Source organism: Streptomyces sp. NPDC055400, assembly GCF_053644375.1.
On the sequence record NZ_JBSHLM010000003.1, the window covers coordinates 1 to 21,821 of the forward strand.

16 protein-coding genes are annotated in these 21,821 nt (G+C 70.2%); 7 read left to right on the forward strand and 9 right to left on the reverse strand.

The window, feature by feature from the left end:
- The first annotated feature begins 641 nt into the window (after positions 1–641).
- Positions 642–1,640: a tryptophan--tRNA ligase gene (gene trpS, locus ACWIGU_RS08095; protein WP_454398657.1), complete on the forward strand. Its 999-nt coding sequence runs from the start codon at positions 642–644 to the stop codon at positions 1,638–1,640.
- A 52-nt stretch (positions 1,641–1,692) separates the two neighbouring features.
- On the opposite strand, the gene ACWIGU_RS08100 is transcribed toward trpS, so the two are convergent.
- Positions 1,693–2,709 (reverse strand): GlxA family transcriptional regulator, encoded by a 1,017-nt coding sequence (locus tag ACWIGU_RS08100; RefSeq protein ID WP_454398659.1) that lies wholly within the window; start codon positions 2,707–2,709, stop codon positions 1,693–1,695.
- Positions 2,710–2,783: 74 nt separating this feature from the next.
- Here ACWIGU_RS08100 and ACWIGU_RS08105 point away from each other — a divergent pair, with 74 nt between their 5' ends.
- The 5 genes from ACWIGU_RS08105 to ACWIGU_RS08125 all read left to right on the forward strand — a co-directional run bounded on the left by ACWIGU_RS08105 (position 2,784) and on the right by ACWIGU_RS08125 (position 9,999).
- Positions 2,784–3,380: a cysteine hydrolase family protein gene (locus ACWIGU_RS08105; RefSeq protein WP_454398661.1), complete on the forward strand. Its 597-nt coding sequence runs from the start codon at positions 2,784–2,786 to the stop codon at positions 3,378–3,380.
- A 1,610-nt stretch (positions 3,381–4,990) separates the two neighbouring features.
- Positions 4,991–6,832 carry a glycoside hydrolase family 2 protein gene (locus tag ACWIGU_RS08110; RefSeq protein ID WP_454398662.1) on the forward strand — a complete coding sequence of 614 codons (1,842 nt, stop codon included), beginning with the start codon at positions 4,991–4,993 and terminating at the stop codon, positions 6,830–6,832.
- A complete protein-coding gene (locus tag ACWIGU_RS08115) occupies positions 6,832–8,136 on the forward strand; it encodes an extracellular solute-binding protein (protein ID WP_454398664.1) in 1,305 nt (434 codons plus the stop codon). The genes ACWIGU_RS08110 and ACWIGU_RS08115 overlap by 1 nt, the downstream gene beginning before the upstream one ends.
- Before the next feature lie 25 nt (positions 8,137–8,161).
- The gene (locus ACWIGU_RS08120; protein WP_454398666.1) at positions 8,162–9,070 is read left to right on the forward strand and encodes a carbohydrate ABC transporter permease; all 909 of its coding nucleotides are present in this window, start codon (positions 8,162–8,164) and stop codon (positions 9,068–9,070) included.
- 2 nt (positions 9,071–9,072) lie between these two features.
- Positions 9,073–9,999: a carbohydrate ABC transporter permease gene (locus ACWIGU_RS08125; protein ID WP_454398668.1), complete on the forward strand. Its 927-nt coding sequence runs from the start codon at positions 9,073–9,075 to the stop codon at positions 9,997–9,999.
- 81 nt (positions 10,000–10,080) lie between these two features.
- Here the strand turns inward: ACWIGU_RS08125 and ACWIGU_RS08130 are convergent, their stop codons facing one another.
- Genes ACWIGU_RS08130 through ACWIGU_RS08160 form a run of 7 tightly spaced genes read right to left on the reverse strand, consistent with a single transcriptional unit; the run spans position 10,081 to position 18,673 of the window.
- Complete coding sequence (locus ACWIGU_RS08130; protein WP_454398670.1) at positions 10,081–10,566, reverse strand: HIT family protein; 486 nt, start codon at positions 10,564–10,566, stop codon at positions 10,081–10,083.
- A gap of 5 nt (positions 10,567–10,571) precedes the next feature.
- On the reverse strand, positions 10,572–10,907 hold the full coding sequence (locus tag ACWIGU_RS08135; RefSeq protein WP_454398672.1) for a nucleotide pyrophosphohydrolase: 336 nt from the start codon (positions 10,905–10,907) through the stop codon (positions 10,572–10,574).
- 25 nt (positions 10,908–10,932) lie between these two features.
- On the reverse strand, positions 10,933–11,502 hold the full coding sequence (locus ACWIGU_RS08140) for a DUF7158 domain-containing protein (protein ID WP_454398674.1): 570 nt from the start codon (positions 11,500–11,502) through the stop codon (positions 10,933–10,935).
- Positions 11,499–15,590 carry a glycoside hydrolase family 38 N-terminal domain-containing protein gene (locus tag ACWIGU_RS08145; RefSeq protein ID WP_454398676.1) on the reverse strand — a complete coding sequence of 1,364 codons (4,092 nt, stop codon included), beginning with the start codon at positions 15,588–15,590 and terminating at the stop codon, positions 11,499–11,501. Before ACWIGU_RS08145 ends, ACWIGU_RS08140 begins: the two co-directional genes overlap by 4 nt.
- Positions 15,591–15,594: 4 nt before the next feature.
- Positions 15,595–16,416 (reverse strand): carbohydrate ABC transporter permease, encoded by an 822-nt coding sequence (locus ACWIGU_RS08150; RefSeq protein WP_454398680.1) that lies wholly within the window; start codon positions 16,414–16,416, stop codon positions 15,595–15,597.
- A complete protein-coding gene (locus ACWIGU_RS08155) occupies positions 16,413–17,324 on the reverse strand; it encodes a carbohydrate ABC transporter permease (RefSeq protein ID WP_454398682.1) in 912 nt (303 codons plus the stop codon). The genes ACWIGU_RS08150 and ACWIGU_RS08155 overlap by 4 nt, the downstream gene beginning before the upstream one ends.
- Positions 17,321–18,673, reverse strand: a complete 1,353-nt coding sequence (locus ACWIGU_RS08160) for an extracellular solute-binding protein (protein ID WP_454398684.1) — start codon at positions 18,671–18,673, stop codon at positions 17,321–17,323. Before ACWIGU_RS08160 ends, ACWIGU_RS08155 begins: the two co-directional genes overlap by 4 nt.
- A 229-nt stretch (positions 18,674–18,902) precedes the next feature.
- On the opposite strand from ACWIGU_RS08160, the gene ACWIGU_RS08165 reads away from it, so the two are divergent.
- A complete protein-coding gene (locus tag ACWIGU_RS08165; RefSeq protein WP_454398686.1) occupies positions 18,903–20,912 on the forward strand; it encodes a GxGYxYP domain-containing protein in 2,010 nt (669 codons plus the stop codon).
- An 87-nt stretch (positions 20,913–20,999) separates the two neighbouring features.
- On the opposite strand, the gene proC is transcribed toward ACWIGU_RS08165, so the two are convergent.
- Positions 21,000–21,812, reverse strand: coding sequence for a pyrroline-5-carboxylate reductase (gene proC, locus ACWIGU_RS08170; protein ID WP_454398688.1), 813 nt, complete (start codon positions 21,810–21,812; stop codon positions 21,000–21,002).
- Between the last annotated feature and the right edge of the window lie 9 nt (positions 21,813–21,821).

Below are 21,821 nucleotides of genomic sequence, written 5' to 3' on the forward strand. Positions count from 1 at the left end.
CTCTCAGGCTTTCCTCCGGGCAGTTTCCCTTCGGTCTTGCGTTTCCGACTCTATCAGACTCTTTCGCGTCCGATTTCCTCGGCGCCTTTCAGGTTCCCACTCCGGCCTTTCGGCCTTTCGCGTTTCCCTTTCCGGCGGTTCCGACTCTATCAGATCCTTTCGGGCCTGATTCCCAGTCAGCGGGGCTTGTCTTCGCGGCTGTTGGGCCGTTCCGACGAGTGAGACTTTAGCGGAGTCCTGCCCCCCGAGCTAATCGGGGGCGTCCTTTCGAACGCGGATTCCTCATTTCGCAAAGGCGCATGAAAACGAAACGTGGCGCATCTCAGAGAGACGCGACATCGATCGTTGAATGGTTCTTGCGGAATGGCCACCCGGGGACCGGTCAGGGACCGGAGCTCACGTCGGGCAACTCGGAGAACACTACGTACGGGGCCCAGGTGTGTCAACTTCACGCCTGTGACGGCTACTCTTGGGCTCGTGACTACGCATGCGCACACCCAGGAGTGGTGGGCCGCCTGACGGCGGCCGGCACAAGCATGTACCCAACGGCCGCCGCCTCGGCGGCCGTTCTTGTATCTCCCTCCTGGAGACCACGGAGCCCGGCAGCCGGGCAGCGGCGGTCCCGACCAGGAGGTGGAGTGATGACGCGAATCTTCAGCGGGGTCAAGCCGACCGGGCATCTGACCCTGGGGAACTATCTGGGCGCCGTACGTCAGTGGGCGGAAGTCGATCAGCACAGAGCTGACGCGCTGTTCAGCGTCGTCGATCTGCACGCGCTGACCGTGGACCACGATCCCGCGCGGGTGCACCGGCTCAGTAAGCAGGCGGCGACGCTGCTTCTTGCCTCGGGGCTCGATCCCGAGGTGTGCACCGTGTTCGTACAGAGTCATGTGGACGAGCACGCCCGGCTGTCGTATCTCCTCGAGTGCGTCGCCACGGACGGCGAGATGCGGCGGATGATCCAGTACAAGGAGAAGTCCGCGCGCGAGCGGGAGCGGGGCGGGAGTGTTCGGCTCTCGCTGCTGACGTACCCCGTGCTGATGGCGGCGGACATCCTCGCCTATCGGGCCGACGAGGTTCCTGTGGGTGATGACCAGACGCAGCACGTCGAGCTCACCCGGGATCTCGCGGTGCGGTTCAACCAGCGGTACGGGCACACGTTCGCGGTGCCGCGGGCCACGCCGCCCGCGGTCGCGGCACGGGTCATGGACCTCCAGGACCCGACTTCCAAGATGGGGAAGTCGCACGACAACGGCGCCGGGATCGTCTATCTCCTCGACGAGCCTGACGTCGTGCGGAAGAAGATCCTGCGGGCGGTGACAGACAGCGGCGCGGAGGTCGAGTACGACCGCGAGGCCAAGCCCGGGGTGTCGAATCTGCTGGAGATTCTGGCCGCTTGTGAGGGTGGGAACCCGGAGAGCCTGAGCGGTGTATATGAGTCGTATGGCGCGCTGAAGAAGGCGACCGCGGAGGCCGTGGTGGAGCTTCTGGTGCCCCTGCAGAAGAGGCACAAGGAACTGGTCGCGGATACCGCGTATGTAGAGGAGGTGTTGCGGCGGGGTGCTGAGCGGGCGAGGGAGATGGCGAAGCCAACCGTGGACGCCGCCTATAGGGCGATCGGACTGCTTCCCGCTGCCTGAGCGTCCCTATATAGGGGCGTCCTAAGGAGGGCCGTTCTTAGGAGGACCGTTCTCAGGAGAAGGTGACGGGCCGCTGGGCGAATGAGGCCCGGTAGGAGCGTGGGCTGGTGGCGAGGCGCGATGCGAAGTGCTGGCGCATCGTGACCTCGCTACCGAAGCCCGCGCGGCGTGCGACTTCGGGCATAGGGAGGTCGGTGCGTTCGAGCAGCTTCTGCGCTGCCGCCATGCGCTGGTCCAGGAGCCAGCGCAGCGGGGTGGTGCCGGTCGCTGCGGTGAAGTGACGGGCGAAGGAGCGCGAGGACATGCCGGCGCGGGCGGCGAGGCCGGCGACGGTGAGCGGTTCGTGGAGGTGCTGGAGTGCGTATGCGCGTACGGAGGTGAGCGCATCGGCGTCGCGGTCGGCCCGTGGCGTGGGGTGCTCGATGAACTGGGCCTGCGTTCCTGTGCGGAAGGGGGCCGTGACCATCGATCGGGCGATGGTGGCGGCGGTCTCCGCGCCGTGGGTCCTGCGGACGAGGTGCAGGCAGAGATCGATGCCGGCGGCTGTGCCTGCGGCGGTCCAGATGTTGTCGTCCTCGATGAAGAGGGCGTCGGGTTCGACGGTGACCAGGGGGTGATGGGCGCGGAGCAGGTCGACGAGGTTCCAGTGGGTGATCGCGCGGCGGCCGTCCAGTAGGCCGGCTTGGGCGAGTGTGAAGGCGCCGCCGCAGAGGGCGGCGATGGTGACGCCGCGGGCGTGGGCGCGGCGCAGGGACTCGAGGACCGGTTCGGGCGCGGGGGTGAGGTGGTCGTCGAGGCCGGGGACGACGAGCAGATCGGTGGCGGGCGCGAGGCGTGTCAGCCAGGTAAGGGTGCGATCGGGGGTGAGGGTGAGTCCGCCTCGCATGGGGACGGGCGTGCGGTCTTCGGCGACGCGGCGCAGGTCGAAGGGAGGGACGCCGCGGTCGGTGCGGTCGGTGCCCCAGACCTCGGTGATGACGGAGACATCGAAGGCCCGGATGCCGGGGAAGGCGAGGAGGGCGATGCGCTGGGTGGGGTGCGGGGGTGAGTGCGGGTCTGCGTGCGACACGGTGGCAGTAAACCATCGATCGCTGTCTTTTGTACCTCTGGGGCGGGCGCGCTCCGGGCGGGAGCATCGTGGGCATGGAGATCGCAGAGAACGCAGCGCTGATCGTGGTGGACGTACAGAAGGGGTTCGAGGAAGAGGAGTTCTGGGGACCGCGGAACAACCGTGGGGCTGACGAGAACATCGCGTCGCTGATCGACACGTGGCAGTCGACAGGGCGGCCGGTCGTCTTCGTGCGGCACGACTCACCGAAGCCGCAGTCACCGTTGCGGCCGGGGCACGCTGGGAACGGCTTCAAGGAGTACGTGGAAGAGCGGCGCGGAAAGGGGGACGGGGCGGAGCTCCTGGTGACGAAGTCCGTGAACTCGGCGTTCTACGGGACGCCGGACCTGGACGCGTGGCTCAGGGCGGCCGGTATCAGGCAGTTCGTGGTGGCCGGGATCCAGACCAACATGTGCGCGGAGACAACGGCGCGGATGGGCGGGAATCTGGGTTACGAGGTGCTGTTCGCGCTGGACGCGACGTACACCTTCGACCTGGAGGGCCCGTTCGGCTGGCACCGCACAGCGGAGGAGCTGGCACAGGCCTCGGCGGTCACACTCCACGGGGGCGGCTTCGCCCGGGTGGTCACGACGACGGAGGTCGTGGCTTGGGCGGGGGCGCTTCGCGTGTGACGGCCGGGCGCGGGCGCCTCGGGCGCCTCGGGCGAGGCGGCAGGCGCCCGCGCCTCGGACGTGACGCGGCAGACGTCGGCTCCTCGGACGTGACCGGGCAGACGCCAGCACCTCGGACGTGACGCCGGCCGGCAGGCGCGGGTGGGGATGTGTTCCGGTGAGGATCGGTGCCGGGTGGCGTGGTGCCGGCGGGGAGCGCCGTCGTATCGGTGCAGGGCGTTGCCGTGACGGTGTGGACCGTCGCCGTGCCCGTGTTATTCGCAGAGCCAGTGGTTCGCCGGGGCGAGGAGAACCGGGCTGGTGCTGCGGGTATCTCCACTGGGGTTGCACCGCTGCCACTTCGTCAGACGGCACCCCAGCGAAGACCGGTCAGCAGTCATGAGTCTCCACCGGGAACCAGATCCCCGGCTTCGAGCTCAGCCGGCGGGTTCTGCCCGCACGCGCGCTCCACACGTCCTCCGGCATCGGCCTCGATCCCGCCGCCGCCCGCACCATTCTCCCGGAGGCGGTCGGCTCACCCGGTGTCCGCGTGCTCCACGCGACGCCCGCACTGTCGCTGCGCGACACGGCGCGGCGCTGCGCGGCGCGACACGGTCGCGTACATGGAGCGGTGTCCGCACGCGGGGACATCCCGTCGGCACGGGAGTCCTCGCCGCCGCGACCGGGGTGCGGACCCTGTGCACACCGCTCGGCGTCGACCCGCCCGTCACCGCGCCGCCTGCTGCGCCTGCCTGCATGCCCACAGCACATGCCCGCAGCACCTGCCCGCCTGCCCGCCTGCCCGCCTGCCCGCCTGCCCGCCTGCCCGCCTGCTGCGCCAGCCTCCCCGCACCTGCCCGCCCGCTGCGCCAGCCCGCTCCTCCGGATTCGGTGAGGTCCATGCCGGCGGGGCCGGAGTTCGAGGTGGGCGAGGTCCGTCCGGTACGACTTCTGGCCGCCGCGCCGAACGTCGTCGACCTGTTCGCCGCGCGGCCGATGACGGGGCACCGACCGGTCCGGCCAGTGCAACTCCGGCGAAACGAAAGCCTCGGCGGCCTCGGCCACCTTGCGGCGCTTCCTAAGGAGCGTTCGAGAACGGAAGCTCGCCAGTTGCCTGCGCAGTGCCGGCGTTCGAGAACGGTCGGCAATCACCTCTGAAGCGCACCTGCCCGAGAACCGTCGGCAATCACCCGCGAAGCGCCCGCGCCCGAGAACCGTCGGCAATCACCCGTGAAGCGCCCGCGTTCGAGAACGGTGGGTAGTTGCCTGTGTAGTGCACTGGGTGAATGGCGTCTTTGAGCCACGCCGTCGGGATGCGCTCGCTCCCGGTCCACGGGGGCGAGCGTCGGGTATCTGGCATGGGGCCAGCCCCTGTGCACGGCTGTCTCGCAGTCCGCTGTCCTGCTGGGCGCCACGGCCGGACGTCTCGTGGCGCAGGAGTGGATGAGGGCAGTCGTTGCCTTCTGGGCTGCATCGTTGCCGCCCCGACAGCCGCGGAGTGTGCGACAGCGAGCCACGCGGGCGGGGCCGCTCGACGAGTTCGTTCAACTACCTGGCACACAGGTCTTTTTAACGATGTAAGTCCTGTGCTGTGATGAGCGCCATCGCTGAGGCCGTCCCAGGAGACAACGATGTCAACTCTGTCTGAAGAGCGCCCCCGCCCCGAGTACCCTCGCCCCGGCTTCGTCCGGGACGACTGGCTCACCCTCAACGGCACCTGGCAGTTCGCCTTCGACCCGGGAGACAGCGGACTCGAGCGCGGCCTGGTCCACGCGGAGCTGTCCGGGCGGATCACTGTCCCCTTCTGCCCGGAGTCGGAGCTGTCGGGCATCGGGGACACCGACTTCCACCGGGCCGTCTGGTACCGCCGCACGGTCCGGATCCCCGAGGACTGGCGGGGCCGGCGTCCCGTCCTGCACTTCGGGGCCGTCGACCACGACGCCACCGTGTGGGTCAACGGGCGTGAAGTGGCTCGCCACAGCGGCGGGTTCACCTCCTTCAGCGCCGACCTCGGCGGGGTCGTGAGCGCGGGCGACGAGGCGGTCGTCGTCGTGCGCGCCAGGGACTCCCGGCAGGGCCCGCAGGCCCGTGGCAAGCAGTCCGACCAGTACGCCAACTACAGCTGCCTCTACACGCGCACGACCGGGATCTGGCAGTCGGTGTGGCTGGAGCCGGTGGCCGACACTCATCTGGGGCGGCCCCGCATCACGCCGGACCTCGCCGCCGGCTGCTTCCACCTCGAACTTCCCCTGTCCGGCAGCCGCGCGGGCCATCGCATCCGGGCGCGGCTCACCGACGAGCAGGGCACCGTGGTCGAGGCTTCGGTCGCGGCCCACCTCGATCTCGCGCCGCGCCTCGTGCTGCCCCTCCCGGAGGATCGGCGCAGGACCTGGTCGCCCGAGGACCCGCACCTGTACGAGATCCACCTCGACGTGGTGAACGGCTCCGGCACCGTGGTCGACAGTGCCCGCTGCACCGCGGGGCTGCGCTCGGTCACCATCGAGGGCAAGCGTGTCCTGCTCAACGGCAAGCCGGTCTTCCAGCGCCTCGTCCTCGACCAGGGCTGGTACCCGGACGGTCTGATGACGGCGCCCGACGACGCCGCGCTGGTCCGTGACATCGAGCTGTCGCTCGCCGCCGGGTTCAACGGGGCCCGCCTGCACCAGAAGGTCTTCGAGGAGCGCTTCCTCCACCACGCGGACCGCCTGGGCTACCTGGTGTGGGGCGAGTTCGGCGACTGGGGCGCGAGCAGCGGCCCGCTGAGCGGCGACAACCAGCAGCAGACCGCAGGCTTCGCCGCCCAGTGGCTGGAGGCCGTCGAGCGGGACTACTCGCACCCCTCGATCATCGGCTGGTGCCCGCTCAACGAGACCCGTCAGCAGCTCCACGACCGGCACACCGCGCTCGACGACGCGACCCGTGCGATGTTCCTCGCCACCAAGGCTGCCGACACCTCGCGCCCGGTGCTCGACGCCTCCGGCTACTCCCACCGCGTGGCCGAGACGGACGTCTACGACTCGCACTGCTACGAGCAGGACCCCGAAGCCTTCCGGGAACTGATGGCGGGGCTCGACAAGAACGCGCCGTTCGTCAATCCGCAGGACGAGCCGGGCGAGACCGCATGGTCGGTGCCGTACCGCGGACAGCCGTATTTCTGCAGCGAGTTCGGCGGGATCTGGTGGAACCCGGAGGAGGCCGCGGCGGCAGGCGGTGAGGACCGGGACGCCTCGTGGGGATACGGGCAGCGGCCCCGGGACGAGGAGGAGTTCCAGCAGCGCTTCGCCGGTCTGACCGGGGTGCTCCTCGACGACCCGGACATGTTCGGCTACTGCTACACCCAGCTCACCGACGTGTTCCAGGAGCAGAACGGCATCTACCGCTTCGACCGCTCCGTCAAGCTCGACGTCGAGCGGGTGCGTGCCGCCCAGCTGCGCCCGGCCTCCGTCGAGTCGGACACCGAGGGGGCGGCGTGATGGCCGTCTCCCGCAGAAACGTGCTGCGCGGCGCCCTGTTCGGATCCGCCGCGGCCGCGACGGCACCGGCGCTGAGCGCGTGCGGCTCGATCGCCACCGCGAGCACCAGCGCCATCCAGTACTGGAACCCGTTCACCGGCGGTGACGGCGGCCTGATGAAGGACATGGTGGCCCGGGTCGAGCGGCGGGTGCCGGGGCTGAAGACCACCACCACGGTCCTCGACTGGGGCGCCTCGTACTACACCAAGCTGGCCATGGCCTCGGCCGGCGGCCGTGCACCGGACGTGGCGATCCTGCACGCGTCGCGGTTCGCGGGTTACGCGCCCGGCGGGCTGCTCGACCCGTGGGACATGGACCTCTTCGAGGAGCTCGGCGTCACACCGCGGACGCTCAACCCGAAGACGTACAGGCGCGGCACGTACCAGGGCGATCAGTACGCGCTGCCGCTCGACACCCACCCCTTCGTCGTCTTCTACGACAAGGAGGTGATGGCCAAGGCCGAACTGGTCGACAGTGACGGGAAGTTGCTGTCCTTCGACGGGCCCGAGGGTTATCTGGACGCGGCCAAGCGGCTGCGGTCCGTCAACAAGGGCGGGCTCGGTCCGGTGTACGGGCACGTCAACGACACCGCCCAGAACTGGCGGATGTTCTGGTCGCTGTTCACACAGACAGGCGGCGAGTTCGACCTGTCCGGCAAGAAGGCCGCCATCGACCGGGACGCCGCCGTGAAGGTCATCACCTTCATGCAGCAGCTGACCGCGCCCCAGTGCCGGACCATGGACCCGGCCACCTCCGTGGGCTCCTTCGCCGGCCGCAAGGCCCCCTTCATCTTCACCGGCGAGTGGGACTCGGCCGCGTTCAGCCAGATCAAGGGGATGGAGCTGGGGGCCGCGCCCTTCCCGCAGATCTACGACAGGCCCGCGTCGTGGGCCGACAGCCACATGTTCGTCCTGCCGCACCAGAAGAACCCCGACCCCGAGCGGCGGCGCACGACGCACCGCCTTGTCGCCGAGCTGTTCAAGGCGAGTTTCACCTGGGCCAAGGCCGGCCACATCCCCGGCTATCTGCCGGTCGTCGAGTCGCGGAAGTACCAGCACCTGGAACCGCAGATCGACTACGCGCCCGCGGCGAATTCGCCGGCCCTCGACCCGCCGGCCTGGTTCATGGGCGCCGGCGCCGATGCCCAGGTGCAGCTGTGCCAGGCCATGCAGACCGCGCTGGTGGGCGCCAACTCCGCAGCGACCGCCGTCGACAAGATGATCACGGCCCTCGACATCTACCTCGGCAAGCCGAATCCCGCCTGACACGCCACGAGAGGACAGCAATGTCATGAGTACATGGCCAACCCGCGGCGCCGGTCCGGCTCGCCGCTCAGTGCTGGGCCGCACGTCCGGGCCCCTGTTCGTCGCCCCGTTCGTGGTGGTCTTCGGGCTCTTCCTCGTGGTGCCGCTCGTCTGGGGCCTGTGGATGAGCTTCACCAACTCCAGCCTCACCGGCCGGGGGGACTCCACGTTCGCCGGGTTCGGCAACTACACCGAGGCCCTCACCGACTCGAAGATGTGGGAGACGATCGGCCACACCGTGCTCTTCACGGTTATGTCCACCGTCCCGCTCGTCGTCTTCGCCCTGGTCATGGCACTTCTCGTGCACGCCGGGCTGCCCGGCCAGTGGCTGTGGCGGCTCTCCTTCTTCGCGCCGTACCTCCTCACCAGTGCCGTGATCTGGCAGGTCGGGCTCCTGCTGTTCCAGACGGACTCCGGCATGCTCAACACCTTCCTCGACGCGATCGGCCTGGACGGCGTCGGCTGGCTGGTGGAGGAGCGCTACGCCATGTGGTCGGTGGTCCTGATCACCGTCTGGTGGACCGTCGGCTTCAACTTCCTGCTGTATCTGGCCGCCCTGCAGTCCGTGCCCGACCAGCTCTACGAAGCCGCCGCGATCGACGGCGCCGGTGCCTGGCGCCGCCTCTGGTCCATCACCATCCCCCAGCTCCACCGGACGACCGCGCTGATCACGGTGTTGCAGGTGCTGGCCTCGCTCAAGGTGTTCGACCAGATCTTCCTGCTCACCAAGGGCGGTCCGGACGGCTCCACCCGGCCGGTCCTCGAGTACATCTTCGACACCGGGTTCACCGGCTACCGGCTCGGCTACGCCGCCGCCATGTCGTACATCTTCTTCGCCCTGCTGCTGATCCTCTCCATCGGGCAGCTCAGGTTCTTCTCGCGCAAGGAGGCGTGACGATGACTGCCGACACCCTGATCCGCCCGGAGGCCCGGCCGGCGCGCGGGGCCGAGAGCCGCGCGCGGGTCCGGCGCAGCACCCGGCCGCAGCAGGTACTGGGCTCGGGGACCGGCGCCAAGGCGGGCGCCTGGGCCGCGCTCGGGCTGATGGCCGTGATGTGGCTGGCGCCCATCGCCTGGGCGCTGGTGACCTCGCTCAAGACGGAACCCGACGCGGCCTCCGTCGGGGACGGCTGGATACCGGAGCACGGCTTCACGGCCGCCGCCTACGGCAAGATATTCAGCCACGGCAAGATCCCCGTGTGGGCGCTGAACAGCTTCTTCGTGGCGGCGATGGTCACGGTGCTGACCGTCGCGGTGTCCGCGCTCGCGGCGTACGGGTTCTCGCGCACGCTCTTCCGGGGCCGGCGGCTGCTGTTCGCCGCGACGATCGCGTCGATCATGGTGCCGCCGCAGATCCTGATCGTGCCGCTGTTCCGCGAGATGCTCTCGCTGAACCTCGTGGACACCTACGCCGGCATGATCCTGCCGCAGGTCGTGGCGCCGCCGATGGTGTACATCCTGAAGAGGTTCTTCGACGCCATCCCGCGTGAGCTGGAGGAGGCGGCCCGGCTCGACGGTGCGAGCAACGCCCGGGTGTTCCTCAGCGTCGTCCTGCCGCTGTCCCGTCCGATCCTGTCCGCCGTGGCGGTCTTCGTCTTCATCGGCGCGTGGAACAACTTCCTGTGGCCGTTCATCAGCACCAGCGACCAGTCCCTGATGACGCTGCCGGTCGGCCTGGCGACGGTCAAGGACTCCTACGGACTGCAGTACGCGCAGCTGGCCGCCTCCGGACTGCTCGCTTCCGTGCCACTCATCCTGGTCTTCATGATCTTCCAGCGCCAGATGGTGAAGTCCGTGGCCACGACGGGGCTCGGCGGTCAGTAGGTGCCGCGACACCCGAACCGCCCGGTGGGACCGGCAGCCTTGCCGGTCCCACCGGGCGGTTCCATGTCCCTGGCCAGGCCCTCAGCCGATCGCCCGGCGCAGCCTGTCCGCGACGTCCGCGCTCTCCTGTGCGGTGGGTGCGAGCACCCCGTTCTCCGTCATGAGGGCGTGATACTGCTGCCGCTCGTAGGGCACGCCCGGCGGCAGTCCGGCTATGTGCCAGTGCAGGTGACTGTTGCCCTGCCCGCTGCCCAGCGACAGCAGGTACGTCCGCTCCGGCGCGAACACCGCCTCCACCGCCAGCGCCACCCTGCGCACCACGAGCATCAGCCTGCTGTACGCCGCCTCGTCCAGGTCCCGGACGACGTGCTCGATGTGCGCCTTCGGCGCGACCAGTACCTTGCCCGGCAGCGTCGGGTATCTGTCCAGGTAGGCCACATGCGCGTCATCCTCGTAGACGGTCTCGTGCCGGTAGTCCGGGTCCCCCGCGAGGTAAGCGCAGATGTAGCAGGGCCCGGTGCGCGTCCGGGCGGCGTACGCGTCGAGGTCCATGGCCTCCCGGTCCATCCGGCTCACCCTTCCTCGGGAAGCCGCGCGGTGATGGCCTGCTCCAGGTCCGTCATCGTGCGGCCGAAGGCGGCCCGAAGGTCCACGTCGTAACGGTGCGCCAGAATCAGCACGGACCACAGGCAGTCGGCCAGTTCGTGTTCGAGTGCCTGCCGCCCGCCGGGCATCTCCCGGGCGCCCTCCTCGGCCATCACCAGCTTGGCGAGGTCGCCGACGTCGCCCATGAAGCCGAGCACGAACTCCTCCCGGGTCCACACCCGCCCTCGTTCGCGCAGGTTCAGCTCGTCGTACAGGTCGTGGATCCGTCGTGCTCGCTGCAGCAGGTCGTCGAGTTCGGCCACAGAGACAGCTCCTGTCCATCGGGGGCTAGTGACGATGCGTGGCGTCCGTGTGGTGGGGGTCCGCGGGGTGTTCGTACCCGGGCATCAGGGTCACCGACTCTGCGTGGCGGCGTTCCAGCCACAGTGTGAAGTGGCGGTCGGCGGCCACTTGGTGGAGTTCGCGCTCGATGGCGGGGCGCTCCGCTTCGTACGGGCCGGGGTGCACGTCACCGTTGCGAACGTAGTAGTCGCGGACGGCGGGCTCCGGTACGGCGATGTCGGCCGTGACCCGGGCGCGTACCGCGGGGGCCACCGGCAGCGACGTCAGGACCGCCGCCGTCACGCCACCCATCCGCAGGGCGTCGGCCAGGCTCAACCCGGCTTTGGCCTGCGGTGGCTGCGGTGGCAGGTTCAGCGCCGCCGCTTCCTCTTCGACGACCGCCTCGTACGTCATGACCTGGACCACCCAGCGGCGCAGGTTGCGCGCGTCCGCGGTGCCGGGGCGGGGCAGGCGGGGCGCCAGGGGGCCGCTTCGGAGTGCGGCCACCCGGGCCTCCACCTCGGCCTCGGTGAAGGTCCGGTCACCGACCCGGGCGGCGATGTGGGGGTGTGTCACGGGACGACCTCGATCTCGACCGCCTCGGTGTAGTGCAGATGGCCCGCGGCGGCCAGTTTGACGACGGCCCACCAGCGGCCGGGCCGGGTGCCGGCGGGGACGGCCACCGGGAAGCTCAGCGTGCGCTCACCCCGCGCCGGGATCTCCGCGCCCGTGTTCCAGTGCGGGAACAGCTCGAAGGTCTGCCAGGGACTGATGAGCTGGGCCTGCACGTGGACGGGAGTACGGGCGTCCGACGTGACGTGTACGTCGAGCGTTCCCGCCTCCCCCCGTGCCAGTCGCAGCGCCGTCGTCCGGAGGGTCGCCGCGGGCTCGGCCGCCGGAGCCTCGCCGATCAGGACGCGGGTCACGTCCTCGAAGGTCTGCCCTTCGTACGTCGTGCGCGCCCGCAGCCAGTACGTTCCCGGTTCCGCCGACGGGGGTGGCGCAACGCGCATCTCGCGGGCGAGGTGACCGCCCGGTTCGAGGTCGTACGGCACCGCTGCCGTGTCCGCCGACCAGCCCTCCGGGAGCAGCAGCTGGACCTCTCCGGCGGTGGACGCTTCCGTGAGGCCGGACGCCACGGTGAGCGTGACCTCGCCCGCGCCGCGCAGCACCGGCGGGTGCAGGTGGACGGCCACCGGCAGGTTCCCGGTCGGGGCCGGGCCGGTGTTGTGCAGCCAGTAGCGGGTGAACACCGGCTGGTCCGGCTCGCGGCCGGGCTCCACCCCTCCGCGCGCCTGCGGGAGCCGGGCGACGACCGTGGCGATGTCCATGCCGCCGAGGTCGACGGTGAGCCCGGCGAGGGGAGCCTGCGGGCGCTCAAGCAGGGTGGCGCGGTGTGCGTCGGTGAGGGGGAGGTCCGTGGCCAGACGGGCCTGGACCGGCCGGCCGGTCGCCTCGTAAAGGCGCATCGTCAACCCCGATACGGGGCCCGGCAGTTCACCCTCCGACAGGGGGTTCCCCGTCGGCTTGAGCGCGCTGAGGACGACCTGGCCCGCCGGTTCCACCGCGAGGAAGGACCGCTTCTCCGGCTGGCCCGCGCGCTCGCCGCGTACCGCGCGCAGCGGGTGGTTGACGTCGTGGGCGCGCGGGACCACGTTCTGCGCGCGCCAGTCGCCCGGTCCGGCCATGAGCGTGTAGTCGAAGGAGTGGGTCCAGTGCTGCTGCTGGAACGTGGAGCCGTCCGGGTGCGTGCGCCGCGGCGGGTCGATCCACACGCCGGACGGCCAGCCGGTGCAGGAGCGCATCAGCGACAGGTGCAGGGCGCCGCCGGAGTCCACCGCGAAGCCGGGAACTCCCTGGTTGACGAGGGCGACCGTGTAGTCGTCGAGCGGCGGTTCGGTGAGCGGGCCGCCGTCCGCGACCTCGATCGTCGCGTCGTCCAGGTCGGCGACCAGGTCGTCCACCGCGCCCTCACCGGCCACGACGAGCACCGGCAGCGCGTGCGCGGCGCGCAGGTCGGCGCCCGGCACCCACACCTTCTCCAGCGGGCTGTCGGCCGGGACCCACAGGCGGGCCCGGCCGGTCGCCGCCAGCTGCGCGGCGAACGCGGCGGCGTACTCCCCCGTCAGCACTTCGGCGGTGAACGGGTTTTCGTCCGGGCCACCGATCGCGATGCGTACGTCGGGGAGGTTGGAGTCCACGGCGAGGTCGCCGTAGCGGGCGCCGGGCGCGGCCGAGCAGGTGCTGGTCACGCCCGCCTGCACCAGGGCGACGGCGAGGTCCTTGGCACCGGCGCCGTCGGGCGTGACGATCTCGGCGATGCCGAGGGCGCGGTCCCCGTCGGGGAGCCGGACGCGTGCGGTGGACGACAGGGCGAACCAGTTGTTCGCCGGGTTGTCGAGGGTCCAGGGATGCTCCGCCGAGTCGACGTCGATCAGGCCGAACCCGCGCCCGATGACGGCGTTCGCGACCTCGCTGACGGGCAGCGCGCCGGGCACGCGCACCGGCCAGCGCAGCCGCAGCAGCCGGTCGGCGCCGTCGAACGCGTCGATGTGCGTGACGCCGTCGAGACGGTCGACGCCGTGCCAGAGGGTGAGGGTCTGCGTGTACCGCACCGGGCCGACCGTGCCGGTCACCGTGATCCGCTCGCCGAGGGCGCTCGTCTCGGTCCGCACGGACGCGGCGGGCGCGGACGCCGAGCCGGTCACGGCCCCGTTCGGCACGAGGTGCCAGGGGCCCTCGTGATAGCGGGGGTGCGCCGGGTACTCCTCGTAGACCAGGAGTTCGTTGCCGACGCGGCCGGTCCGGAGCAGTTCGCGGCCCCCGACGGTCAGCCGGGAGACGCAGCCGCCGCGTCGCGGGTCCACTTCGAGGGCGTGCGTGGAGTTCGCGATGCGGGTCGTGCCGTCGGGCGACGGCGCCCAGTGCGATGCCGTACGGGAGGGGCGGGGGCGGAAGGTGCGGTAGCCGAGCGCCGGGACATCGGCGGCGAGGAAGACCACGTCGGCCTCGGCGCGCGAGCCGTCCCCGTGGTGGCGCGCATGCTCCAGGACGAGCGGCGTGCCGTCCGCCAGCTCCCAGCCGTCAAAGCCGGGTTCGGGGTGGGCGAGGCGGATGCGGACGAGGTCGGTGCGCGGCCACGCCGACGGGTTGAAGACGGTCACCGTGTCCTCGGCGGCGGGGCCGAGCCGGCGCAGCGAGACGTCCAGGACGTCGCGCCCCGTGTCGTACGCCTCCCGCCAGCTGGTGAGCAGGTCGAGGTAGACCTGGTCGGACTCGGAGCCGGTGATCGCGTCGTGGTGCGCGCCGTACGCGAGCTGCCGCCACGCCTTGTCGATGCGGGCGTGCGGGTAGTCCGCGCCCGTCTCGACGGAAGCCAGGGTGGCGAACGTCTCGGCCTCCGTGAGCAGCGACTCGGCGGCGCGCTGCGCCTGCTTGGTGTCGATGAACGACACGTCCTTGCCGGTGTAGACCGGGTTCATGTCCCGGGTCTGCGGCGAGGGTTCGGTCAGCTCGCCGCGTACGGCCGCGAAGAACTCGCTCGGCAGGGCGCACTTCAGGCGCGGCCAGGTGTAGCGGGCGGCGAAGTCCCGGTGGATCTCGGTGACCCAGCGGTTGGGCGGGGTGTAGTCGGTGCCGACGGGGAGGAGCAGGTTGCGGGTCGCGGCGACGTTCTTCATCAGCCGGTACAGCTCCAGGACCGCTTCCTGCGCCTCGGCGAGACTGGTGGCGGAGTCCATCCACCATCCGGCGCTGTAGTGGGCCGGCATGTAGTGGGTGAGGACGCCGCGGCCGCTGGGCGAGAGCCACTCGAACTCGGCGGGGAACTGCATCGCCGACGGGTCGCCCCAGCCGTCCTGCTCCCGGTCGCGGTCGGTGAGCATCGGGCCCCACTGGTGGTGCGGGCCGCGTGCCCACGACGACGAGGTGAGCCCGGCGTCGGCGGCGAGCCCGGGGAACTGCGGATCGTGCCCGAAAACGTCCAGCTGCCAGGCTGTCCGCGGGTCGCCGCCCATGACGCCGCGCTGGAAACCGATGCCGTACACGAGGTTGCGGACGGTCGACTCGGCGGAGGTGAGGTTCGTGTTGGGTTCGTTGTAGGTGCCGCCCATCAGCTCGACGCGGCCCTCGCGCAGGAGGCGGCGCAGATAGGCGCGGTCGCCGGGGTGCGCGTCCCAGTACGGCTTGAGGTAGTCGACCTCGGCCAGCACGAACCGGTAGTCGGGGTCACGGCGCGCGGTCTGCAGGTGCAGCCGCATCAGCTCGAAGCCGGTGTACTGCCAGTCGATACGGAACCGCTGCGCCGTGTCGCCCGCGTCGTCCCAGGTGGTGGTGTACGCGGCCTGCGTGTTCCACCACACCGGGTCGTAGTGGAAGTGCGGCACCATCCACACCGTCCAGCCCGGCTCCGCCACGGTCAGTTCGCCGTGCGCCACCTGATCGCCTGCGGTCACCGTGAGGGGGACGACGGCGCCGGGCGCGGCTTCGCAGCGCACCCCGATCTCCACGGGCTCGCCCGGCTCTCCCGCGGTGGTCTCGCCGTATGCGCCGGGGCCGGTGACGACGACCGGGGCGGGCTCGCTGAGTGCGACGCGGACGACTTGCAGGGGGTTGTCCGCGGGACCGACGAACAGGTCGGTCGGCTCGACACCGATGATGCGCACCGTGCTATCCCTTCACCGATCCGGCCATGTTGAAGGAACCGGAGAGGTACTTGTTGACGAGGACGTAGAGCAGGACGGCCGGCGTGGTGTAGATGACGGAGAACGCCGCCAGCTGCCCGTACGCCACCTGGCCGTACTGAGAGAAGAACGAGTAGATGGTGACCGCGGCCGGCTGCTTCTCCGGGGTGTCGAGCAGCACGAACGGGACGAAGAAGTTGCCCCACTGACCGACGAACACGAAGATCGCGACGACGGCGACGCCCGGCGCCATCAGGGGTGCCACCACGCGGCGCAGTGACTGGACCCAGCCCGCGCCGTCCACCCAGGCGGCCTCCTCCAGGCTGACCGGCACGCCGTCCATGAAGTTCTTCATCATCCAGATGGCGAACGGCAGCGCGCCGGCCGTCAGGAACAGCACCATCGCCGGGACGGAGCCGTACAGCTGGAAGCGGAAGAACATCGCGTAGACCGGCACCATGATCGCTGTCAGCGGCAGGCCCGTCGAGAACAGCAGCGTGAGCATGAAGTGCCGTTTGTAGCGCAGCCGGTAGCGCGAGAGGGGGTAGGCGGCCAGGCCGGAGACGACGACCGTGAGCAGGGCCGTGGACCCGGAGATGATCACGGAGTTGAGCAGCGGCCCGTACACCGTGTCCCAGTTCAGGACGGCCCGGAAGTTGGTGAGCGAGAAGGAGAAGGACGGCTCGGCCGCGGGCGAGGAGCCGGGCTGCACGGAGGAGAGCAGCACCCACACGAACGGGCCGAGGAAGCAGAGCGTGATCAGCGCGATCACGGCGTGCGACGCGGTGCGCGCGCCCCAGCGGGTCATCGGTCCTCCACCTTGATCAGCCGCAGGTACACCAGCGACAGCAGTGCGCCGGACAGAAGCATCACCAGGGCGATGGCGCTGCCGTAGCCGACCTCGAAGTACTTGAACGCCTGCTCGTACATGTACAGCGGAGTGGTCTGGCTCTCCTCGCCGGGGCCGCCGCCGGTCAGCGCGTAGATCAGGCCGAAGCTCGCGAGGGTCTGCAGGGTGGTCAGCATCAGGTTGGAGAGCACGGAGCGCTGGATCAGCGGCAGGGTGACGCTGAAGAAGGTGCGGCCGGTGGACGCGCCGTCGATCTTCGCGGCCTCCATCACGTCACGGGGCACCTCGGACAGGGCCGCCGAGTAGACGAGCATGGAGAACGCGGTGCCCCGCCAGGTGTTGGCGAGGATCACGGCGAGCATCGGCGCGGAGACCAGCCACTCCTGGTGTACGCCGAGCACCGAGTTGAGCGTGCCCTTCTCGTCGAGGAAGGAGAACCAGCAGGCGGCGGCGACGACTTCGGGGACGACCCAGGCAGCGATGACGACGCCGTTCACCACGCCTCTGACGGCCCGGTTCTTGCCGCGGAGCACCAGGGCGATGAGCAGGCCGAGCACGTTCTGGCCGAGCACGGCCGAGAACAGGACGAAGACGAGGGTGCGCATCAGGGAGCCGGTGAACGCGTCGTCGCCGAAGAGCCGGGTGAAGTTGTCCAGGCCGACGAAGTGCGAGTTCACGGAGGCCGACCCGGTGAGGGTCTCGTTGGTGAAGGCGATCCAGACGCTCCACAGGACCGGCCCCACCAGGAAGACCGCGATCAGGACCAGGGCCGGCGCGAGCGGCAGGAGCCACCGCAGCGAGCGGCGGCCCGGCGACGGCGTCTTCGCAGGGGCGCGCGTCGCCGGGGCGGAGGCGGTCAGCGTCATGAGGTCGAGACAACGTTGTCCGCACCGACGATCCGGCTCACTTCCTGGGCGTACCGCTTCGCCGCGTCCGCCGGGGACCTGCTTCCGGTGGTGACCGCCTCCATCGCCTCCTGGATCTGCGCGGAGACCTTCGGGTACTGCTCGTAGGCGGGCCGGTAGTGGGTCACCTTCGCGAGGTCCGTCCAGAACGCGATCGAGGGGTCGCTCTTGAGGTACGCCGGGTCGGACGCCACGTCCTTGCGGACGGCGAGGTCGCCGGAGCCCTCGGAGTACATGGCGGCGTTCTTCTTGTTCAGGGCGACGGTGATGAAGTCGAAGCCCTTCTGCTTGAGCTTGCTGTACGAGCTGACCGCCATGACCCAGCCGCCCGACATGCTCACGGCGCCCGGCGCCTCGCCGCCCTGCGTGGGCATCGGGACCCAGCCCATCGTCCTGGTCCACTCCGGCCACGGGTGCGGTCCGGCCGGCTTCCAGGAGCCGGAGATCCAGCCGCCGTCCAGGCTGATGCCGAGCTTGCCCTCGGGGAACCACTCGAACAGCGCCTTGTCGGCGAGCTTGGCGTTGAGGGCGTCGGCCTTCCTGGGTCCGAGGTCCTCGCGTTGGATCGTGTCGATGAACTTCAGGGAGTCGGTGATGCCCTTGCTCCGCGCCACCCACTTGCCGTGGTCGAAGAGGGTGCCGCCGGGAGTGCCGTACAGGAGCATCTCGAAGCCCTGCATGGTGGCGCCCTCGCCGTGGATCTTCGCGGAGTACATGCAGAACGGGGTGACGCCGCGCACCTTGCGCTTGATGGTGCGGGCCGCGTCGAGGATGTCGTCCCAGGTCTTGGGGGCCCAGTTCTCGGGCAGCCCCGCGGACCTGAAGACGTCCTTGCTGTACCAGAGGCCGCGGTTGTCGGTGGAGACCGGAACGCCGTACGTCTTGCCGTCCAGGCCCCGGGCCGCCTGGCGCAGCGACTTCGGGAACTGCTTCTCCCAGTCGGGCCACTTGGCGAGGTAGGAGTCCAGCGGGGCCAGCTTCTTGGCCGCGACGTCGGCGTTGACCTGGAAGGTGTCGTGGAAGTAGACGTCGGGGGCGGAGCCGGGCGAGCGGTTCAGGAGGGCGAGCTTGGTGTAGTAGTCCTCGCTGCTGCCCTGGACCGGTGTCAGCTTGACGGTGACGCCCTTGTGCGCGGCCTCGTACTCCTTCTTGGCCTCCTTCAGCATCTTCTCCAGGTGCGGCCAGGTCTTCTCCACGCGGTAGAGGACCTCGAGCTCACCCGGCTTGCGGCCGGACCCGCTGCCGCAGCCCGAGACGGCGGCGGTGGCAGCGGCGGCGAGGGAGGCGGCAAGGAGGGTACGTCTGTTCAACTCATGCTCCCGGTGACCGAGTTACAACGATGGAAACCCAAGTGCGGCGCAACGTAGATCAGTTGACGCAAGGCCGTCAACACCTGGGACGTCATTGCCCGGCAGTCGCCGCAAACTTGGTCCACCCCGGCAGAAATCTGCGCGTACCCCATGGACAAGCGGCCTCGACCGGCTTACTTTCGCCGACTGTTTACAACGATGTCAGGCTTTCGAGGAGCAGTGATCGTCGATGGTGTCACGAAGAAATCTCCTGCAGGCGGGCGGCGCGGTCCTGGCAGCCGGAAGTCTCGGGATCTGTCTGCCGCAACAGGCAGGGGCCGCCGAGCGCGGCGCCGCGGCCCGCCTCCTGCCGTCCTTCGGCCGCGCCACCCGGCTCGACGTCGCCGACGTCAGCAAGCTGAACGGCAACGACCAATTGCTGCTGACGACCCTTCAGGGCATCGTCAACCGGCGCGATCCACGGCTCTACTTCACCTTCGACAGCGGCGAGACCGACCTGCGCTGGCTCGCCGGCACCGGCGCGAAGACCACCCACCACGCCGACGCCCTCGACCTGGTCGGCCGCTACCGCGACGAGGTGCGCGGCGCCGTCCTCGTCGACCCCGAGGTGCCCGACTCGGTGAACGTCGCCACCACGCTCGCCGGGCTCCACGGCGCCGTCGCCGCCACCGCCGAACAGGCGAAGACCCACGGCCTGAAGACCGTCACCGACCTGCGCGGCCGCTTCGACGCCGGCGACGTCCTGGCCACCTACCGCTGGCAGCTCGACCACCTCTTCCCGCACTGCAGCCACGCCCTGCTGGCCGGCCTGCCGCCGAGCCGGACCGTCAGCGTGGACGGGGTGAAGTGGCGCGAGGTCGCACGGGAGACCGAGCGGATCCGCGACGTCTCCAACCGCAAGGTCCGCACGCTCGACCTCAGCCCGGAGCTCGGCGGCGACAACGATGTCTACCTCCGGTTCCAGGACTCCTTCGGGGACGACGGCTGGGGCGCCTCGGTCGCCTCGGTCACCGTGAAGGCGGACGGCAGGGACATCGCCTCGTTCACGCCGGGCACCGACGCCGAGAAGCCGTACCTGTTCGACGGCCTCAACTCCTCCGTCGGGGACAGGTCGAACCGGTTCAGCGACGGCGGCGGCTACTTCGTCTACCGCTTCACCGCGCCCGCCGGCGCCAAGGTACTCACGGTCGACGTCGACATGTGGAACCAGTACCTGGTCACCGCCACCACGACCGCGCCCACCCGTGTCGAGCCCTTCCCGTACTTCCGGGACTACGTGGTGGCGAGCCGGGGCATGGTGCTGTGGCTGCCGCCGTCGGGCGACACCGGCAAGCTGCTGGACGAGACGTTCGCCAGGCTCGAGCCGACCACCCCGTACACCGGCTGGTTCTCCAACGACGTGGCCGGCGAGTGGGGCGGCGTCGACCGCGCCTCGCAGCACGGCATCCCGGTCGTGCCCGCCGACTTCTACATGAACGGCACCGTGCACGCCGGCACCCCGGCGAAGATCTCCGACCGGGTACGGCCCAGCCCGAAGGCCGAGCTCCGCAACCGCGTGTACGTGACGCTGACGGTCGGCGAGGGCGACAACATCCAGTACTGCCAGCGCCGGATGCGGGACATCTGGGACGACCCGAAGCGCGGCACCGTCCCCGTCAACTGGACGGTGAGCCCGCTGCTCGCCGACATCGGACCGGCGCTGCTCGCGTACTACCAGAAGACCGCGACCGCCAACGACCTGCTCATCTCCGGCCCGTCCGGGGCCGGTTACACCTACCCCGGGTCCTGGCCCGAGGAGGCTCTGGACGCGTACACGGCGCTCAGCGGCCGCTTCCTGCGCCGCACCGGCATGGATCTGGCCTACGCCTACAATCCCCGCAACACCGCGGGCGACGGCTGGGTCCCGTTCGGCGAGCGGGTCATGGCGTCCTACCGCAAGAACACGCCGGTGCGCGGCGTCATCCAGTCCTGGGAGACGGGCGATCTGCAGGTGAGGCCGGCCGGGATCCCGGTGATCGGCAACTTCTACCCGCAGGGGAAGGGCAAGGAGTTCCGCGACGCGCTGCTCCGGCACATCGAGGGGCGGGACCCGTCGAAGCCGATGTTCATCGCCGCCGCGATCAACGCCTGGGACTGGACCCCGAGCGATATCGCGGACCTCGCCGCACTGCTGGAGGACCCCTTCGAGGTCGTCCGCGGTGACACGTTCTTCTCACTGATGGACCGCGGCGCCGAGTGAGGGCCGCTCTCGCATCGCCGTCCTTCCCACGTCGCCGCCCGCGCAGCACTCGGGCGCGGGCGGCGGTGGAGGGCGCAGGGCAGTGGGTCAGCTGTTGCCGGAGGCCAGTTCTCGGCTGCGGTCCCGGGCGGCTTCCAGGGCGGCGATCATGGCCGCGCGGACTCCGTGGTTCTCGAGTTCGCGGATGGCGTTGATCGTCGTGCCGGCGGGGGAGGTGACGTTTTCGCGGAGCTTGACGGGGTGCTCGCCGCTGTCACGGAGCATCGTCGCGGCGCCGATCGCGGACTGGACGATCAGGTCGTGGGCCTTGTCGCGGGGCAGGCCCAGCAGGATGCCCGCGTCGGTCATGGCCTCGACCAGGTAGAAGAAGTACGCCGGGCCCGAGCCGGACAGGGCCGTGCAGGCGTCCTGCTGGGACTCGGGCACGCGGAGCGTCTTGCCCACGCCACCGAAGATCTCCTCGGCGTGGGCGAGGTGGGCTGCCGTGGCGTGGGAGCCGGCGGAGATGACGGACATGGCCTCGTCGACGAGGGCGGGCGTGTTCGTCATGACGCGCACGACGGGGGTGCCTTCGGGCAGGCGCTCCTCGAAGAAGGTGGTGGGGATGCCCGCCGCGCCGCTGATGACCAGGCGGTCGGCGGGGAGGTGCGGGGCGAGTTCCGTGAGGAGCGTGCCCATGTCCTGGGGCTTGACCGTGAGGATCAGGGTGTCGGCCTGCTTGGCGGCCTCCGCGTTGGTGACGGGGGTGACGCCGTAGCGGGTGCGGAGCTCCTCGGCGCGTTCCGGGCGGCGGGCCGTGACCAGGAGGTTGGCCGGGGCCCAGCCCGCTCGGATCATTCCGCTGAGCAGGGCCTCGCCGATCTTTCCGGTGCCGAGGACTGCGACGTGCTGCTGGGGCATGGAGGCCAC

Excerpts from the sequence above, each read along its gene's own strand:
- ACWIGU_RS08110 (WP_454398662.1), top strand. The coding sequence starts at position 4,991 with ATGTCAACTCTGTCTGAAGAGCGCCCCCGCCCCGAGTACCCTCGCCCC.
- ACWIGU_RS08130 (WP_454398670.1), bottom strand. The coding sequence starts at position 10,566 with ATGGACCGGGAGGCCATGGACCTCGACGCGTACGCCGCCCGGACGCGC.
- ACWIGU_RS08115 (WP_454398664.1), top strand. The coding sequence starts at position 6,832 with ATGGCCGTCTCCCGCAGAAACGTGCTGCGCGGCGCCCTGTTCGGATCC.
- ACWIGU_RS08105 (WP_454398661.1), top strand. The coding sequence starts at position 2,784 with ATGGAGATCGCAGAGAACGCAGCGCTGATCGTGGTGGACGTACAGAAG.
- ACWIGU_RS08165 (WP_454398686.1), top strand. The coding sequence starts at position 18,903 with ATGGTGTCACGAAGAAATCTCCTGCAGGCGGGCGGCGCGGTCCTGGCA.
- ACWIGU_RS08150 (WP_454398680.1), bottom strand. The coding sequence starts at position 16,416 with ATGACCCGCTGGGGCGCGCGCACCGCGTCGCACGCCGTGATCGCGCTG.
- ACWIGU_RS08120 (WP_454398666.1), top strand. The coding sequence starts at position 8,162 with ATGAGTACATGGCCAACCCGCGGCGCCGGTCCGGCTCGCCGCTCAGTG.
- ACWIGU_RS08155 (WP_454398682.1), bottom strand. The coding sequence starts at position 17,324 with ATGACGCTGACCGCCTCCGCCCCGGCGACGCGCGCCCCTGCGAAGACG.
- ACWIGU_RS08125 (WP_454398668.1), top strand. The coding sequence starts at position 9,073 with ATGACTGCCGACACCCTGATCCGCCCGGAGGCCCGGCCGGCGCGCGGG.
- trpS (WP_454398657.1), top strand. The coding sequence starts at position 642 with ATGACGCGAATCTTCAGCGGGGTCAAGCCGACCGGGCATCTGACCCTG.
- proC (WP_454398688.1), bottom strand. The coding sequence starts at position 21,812 with ATGCCCCAGCAGCACGTCGCAGTCCTCGGCACCGGAAAGATCGGCGAG.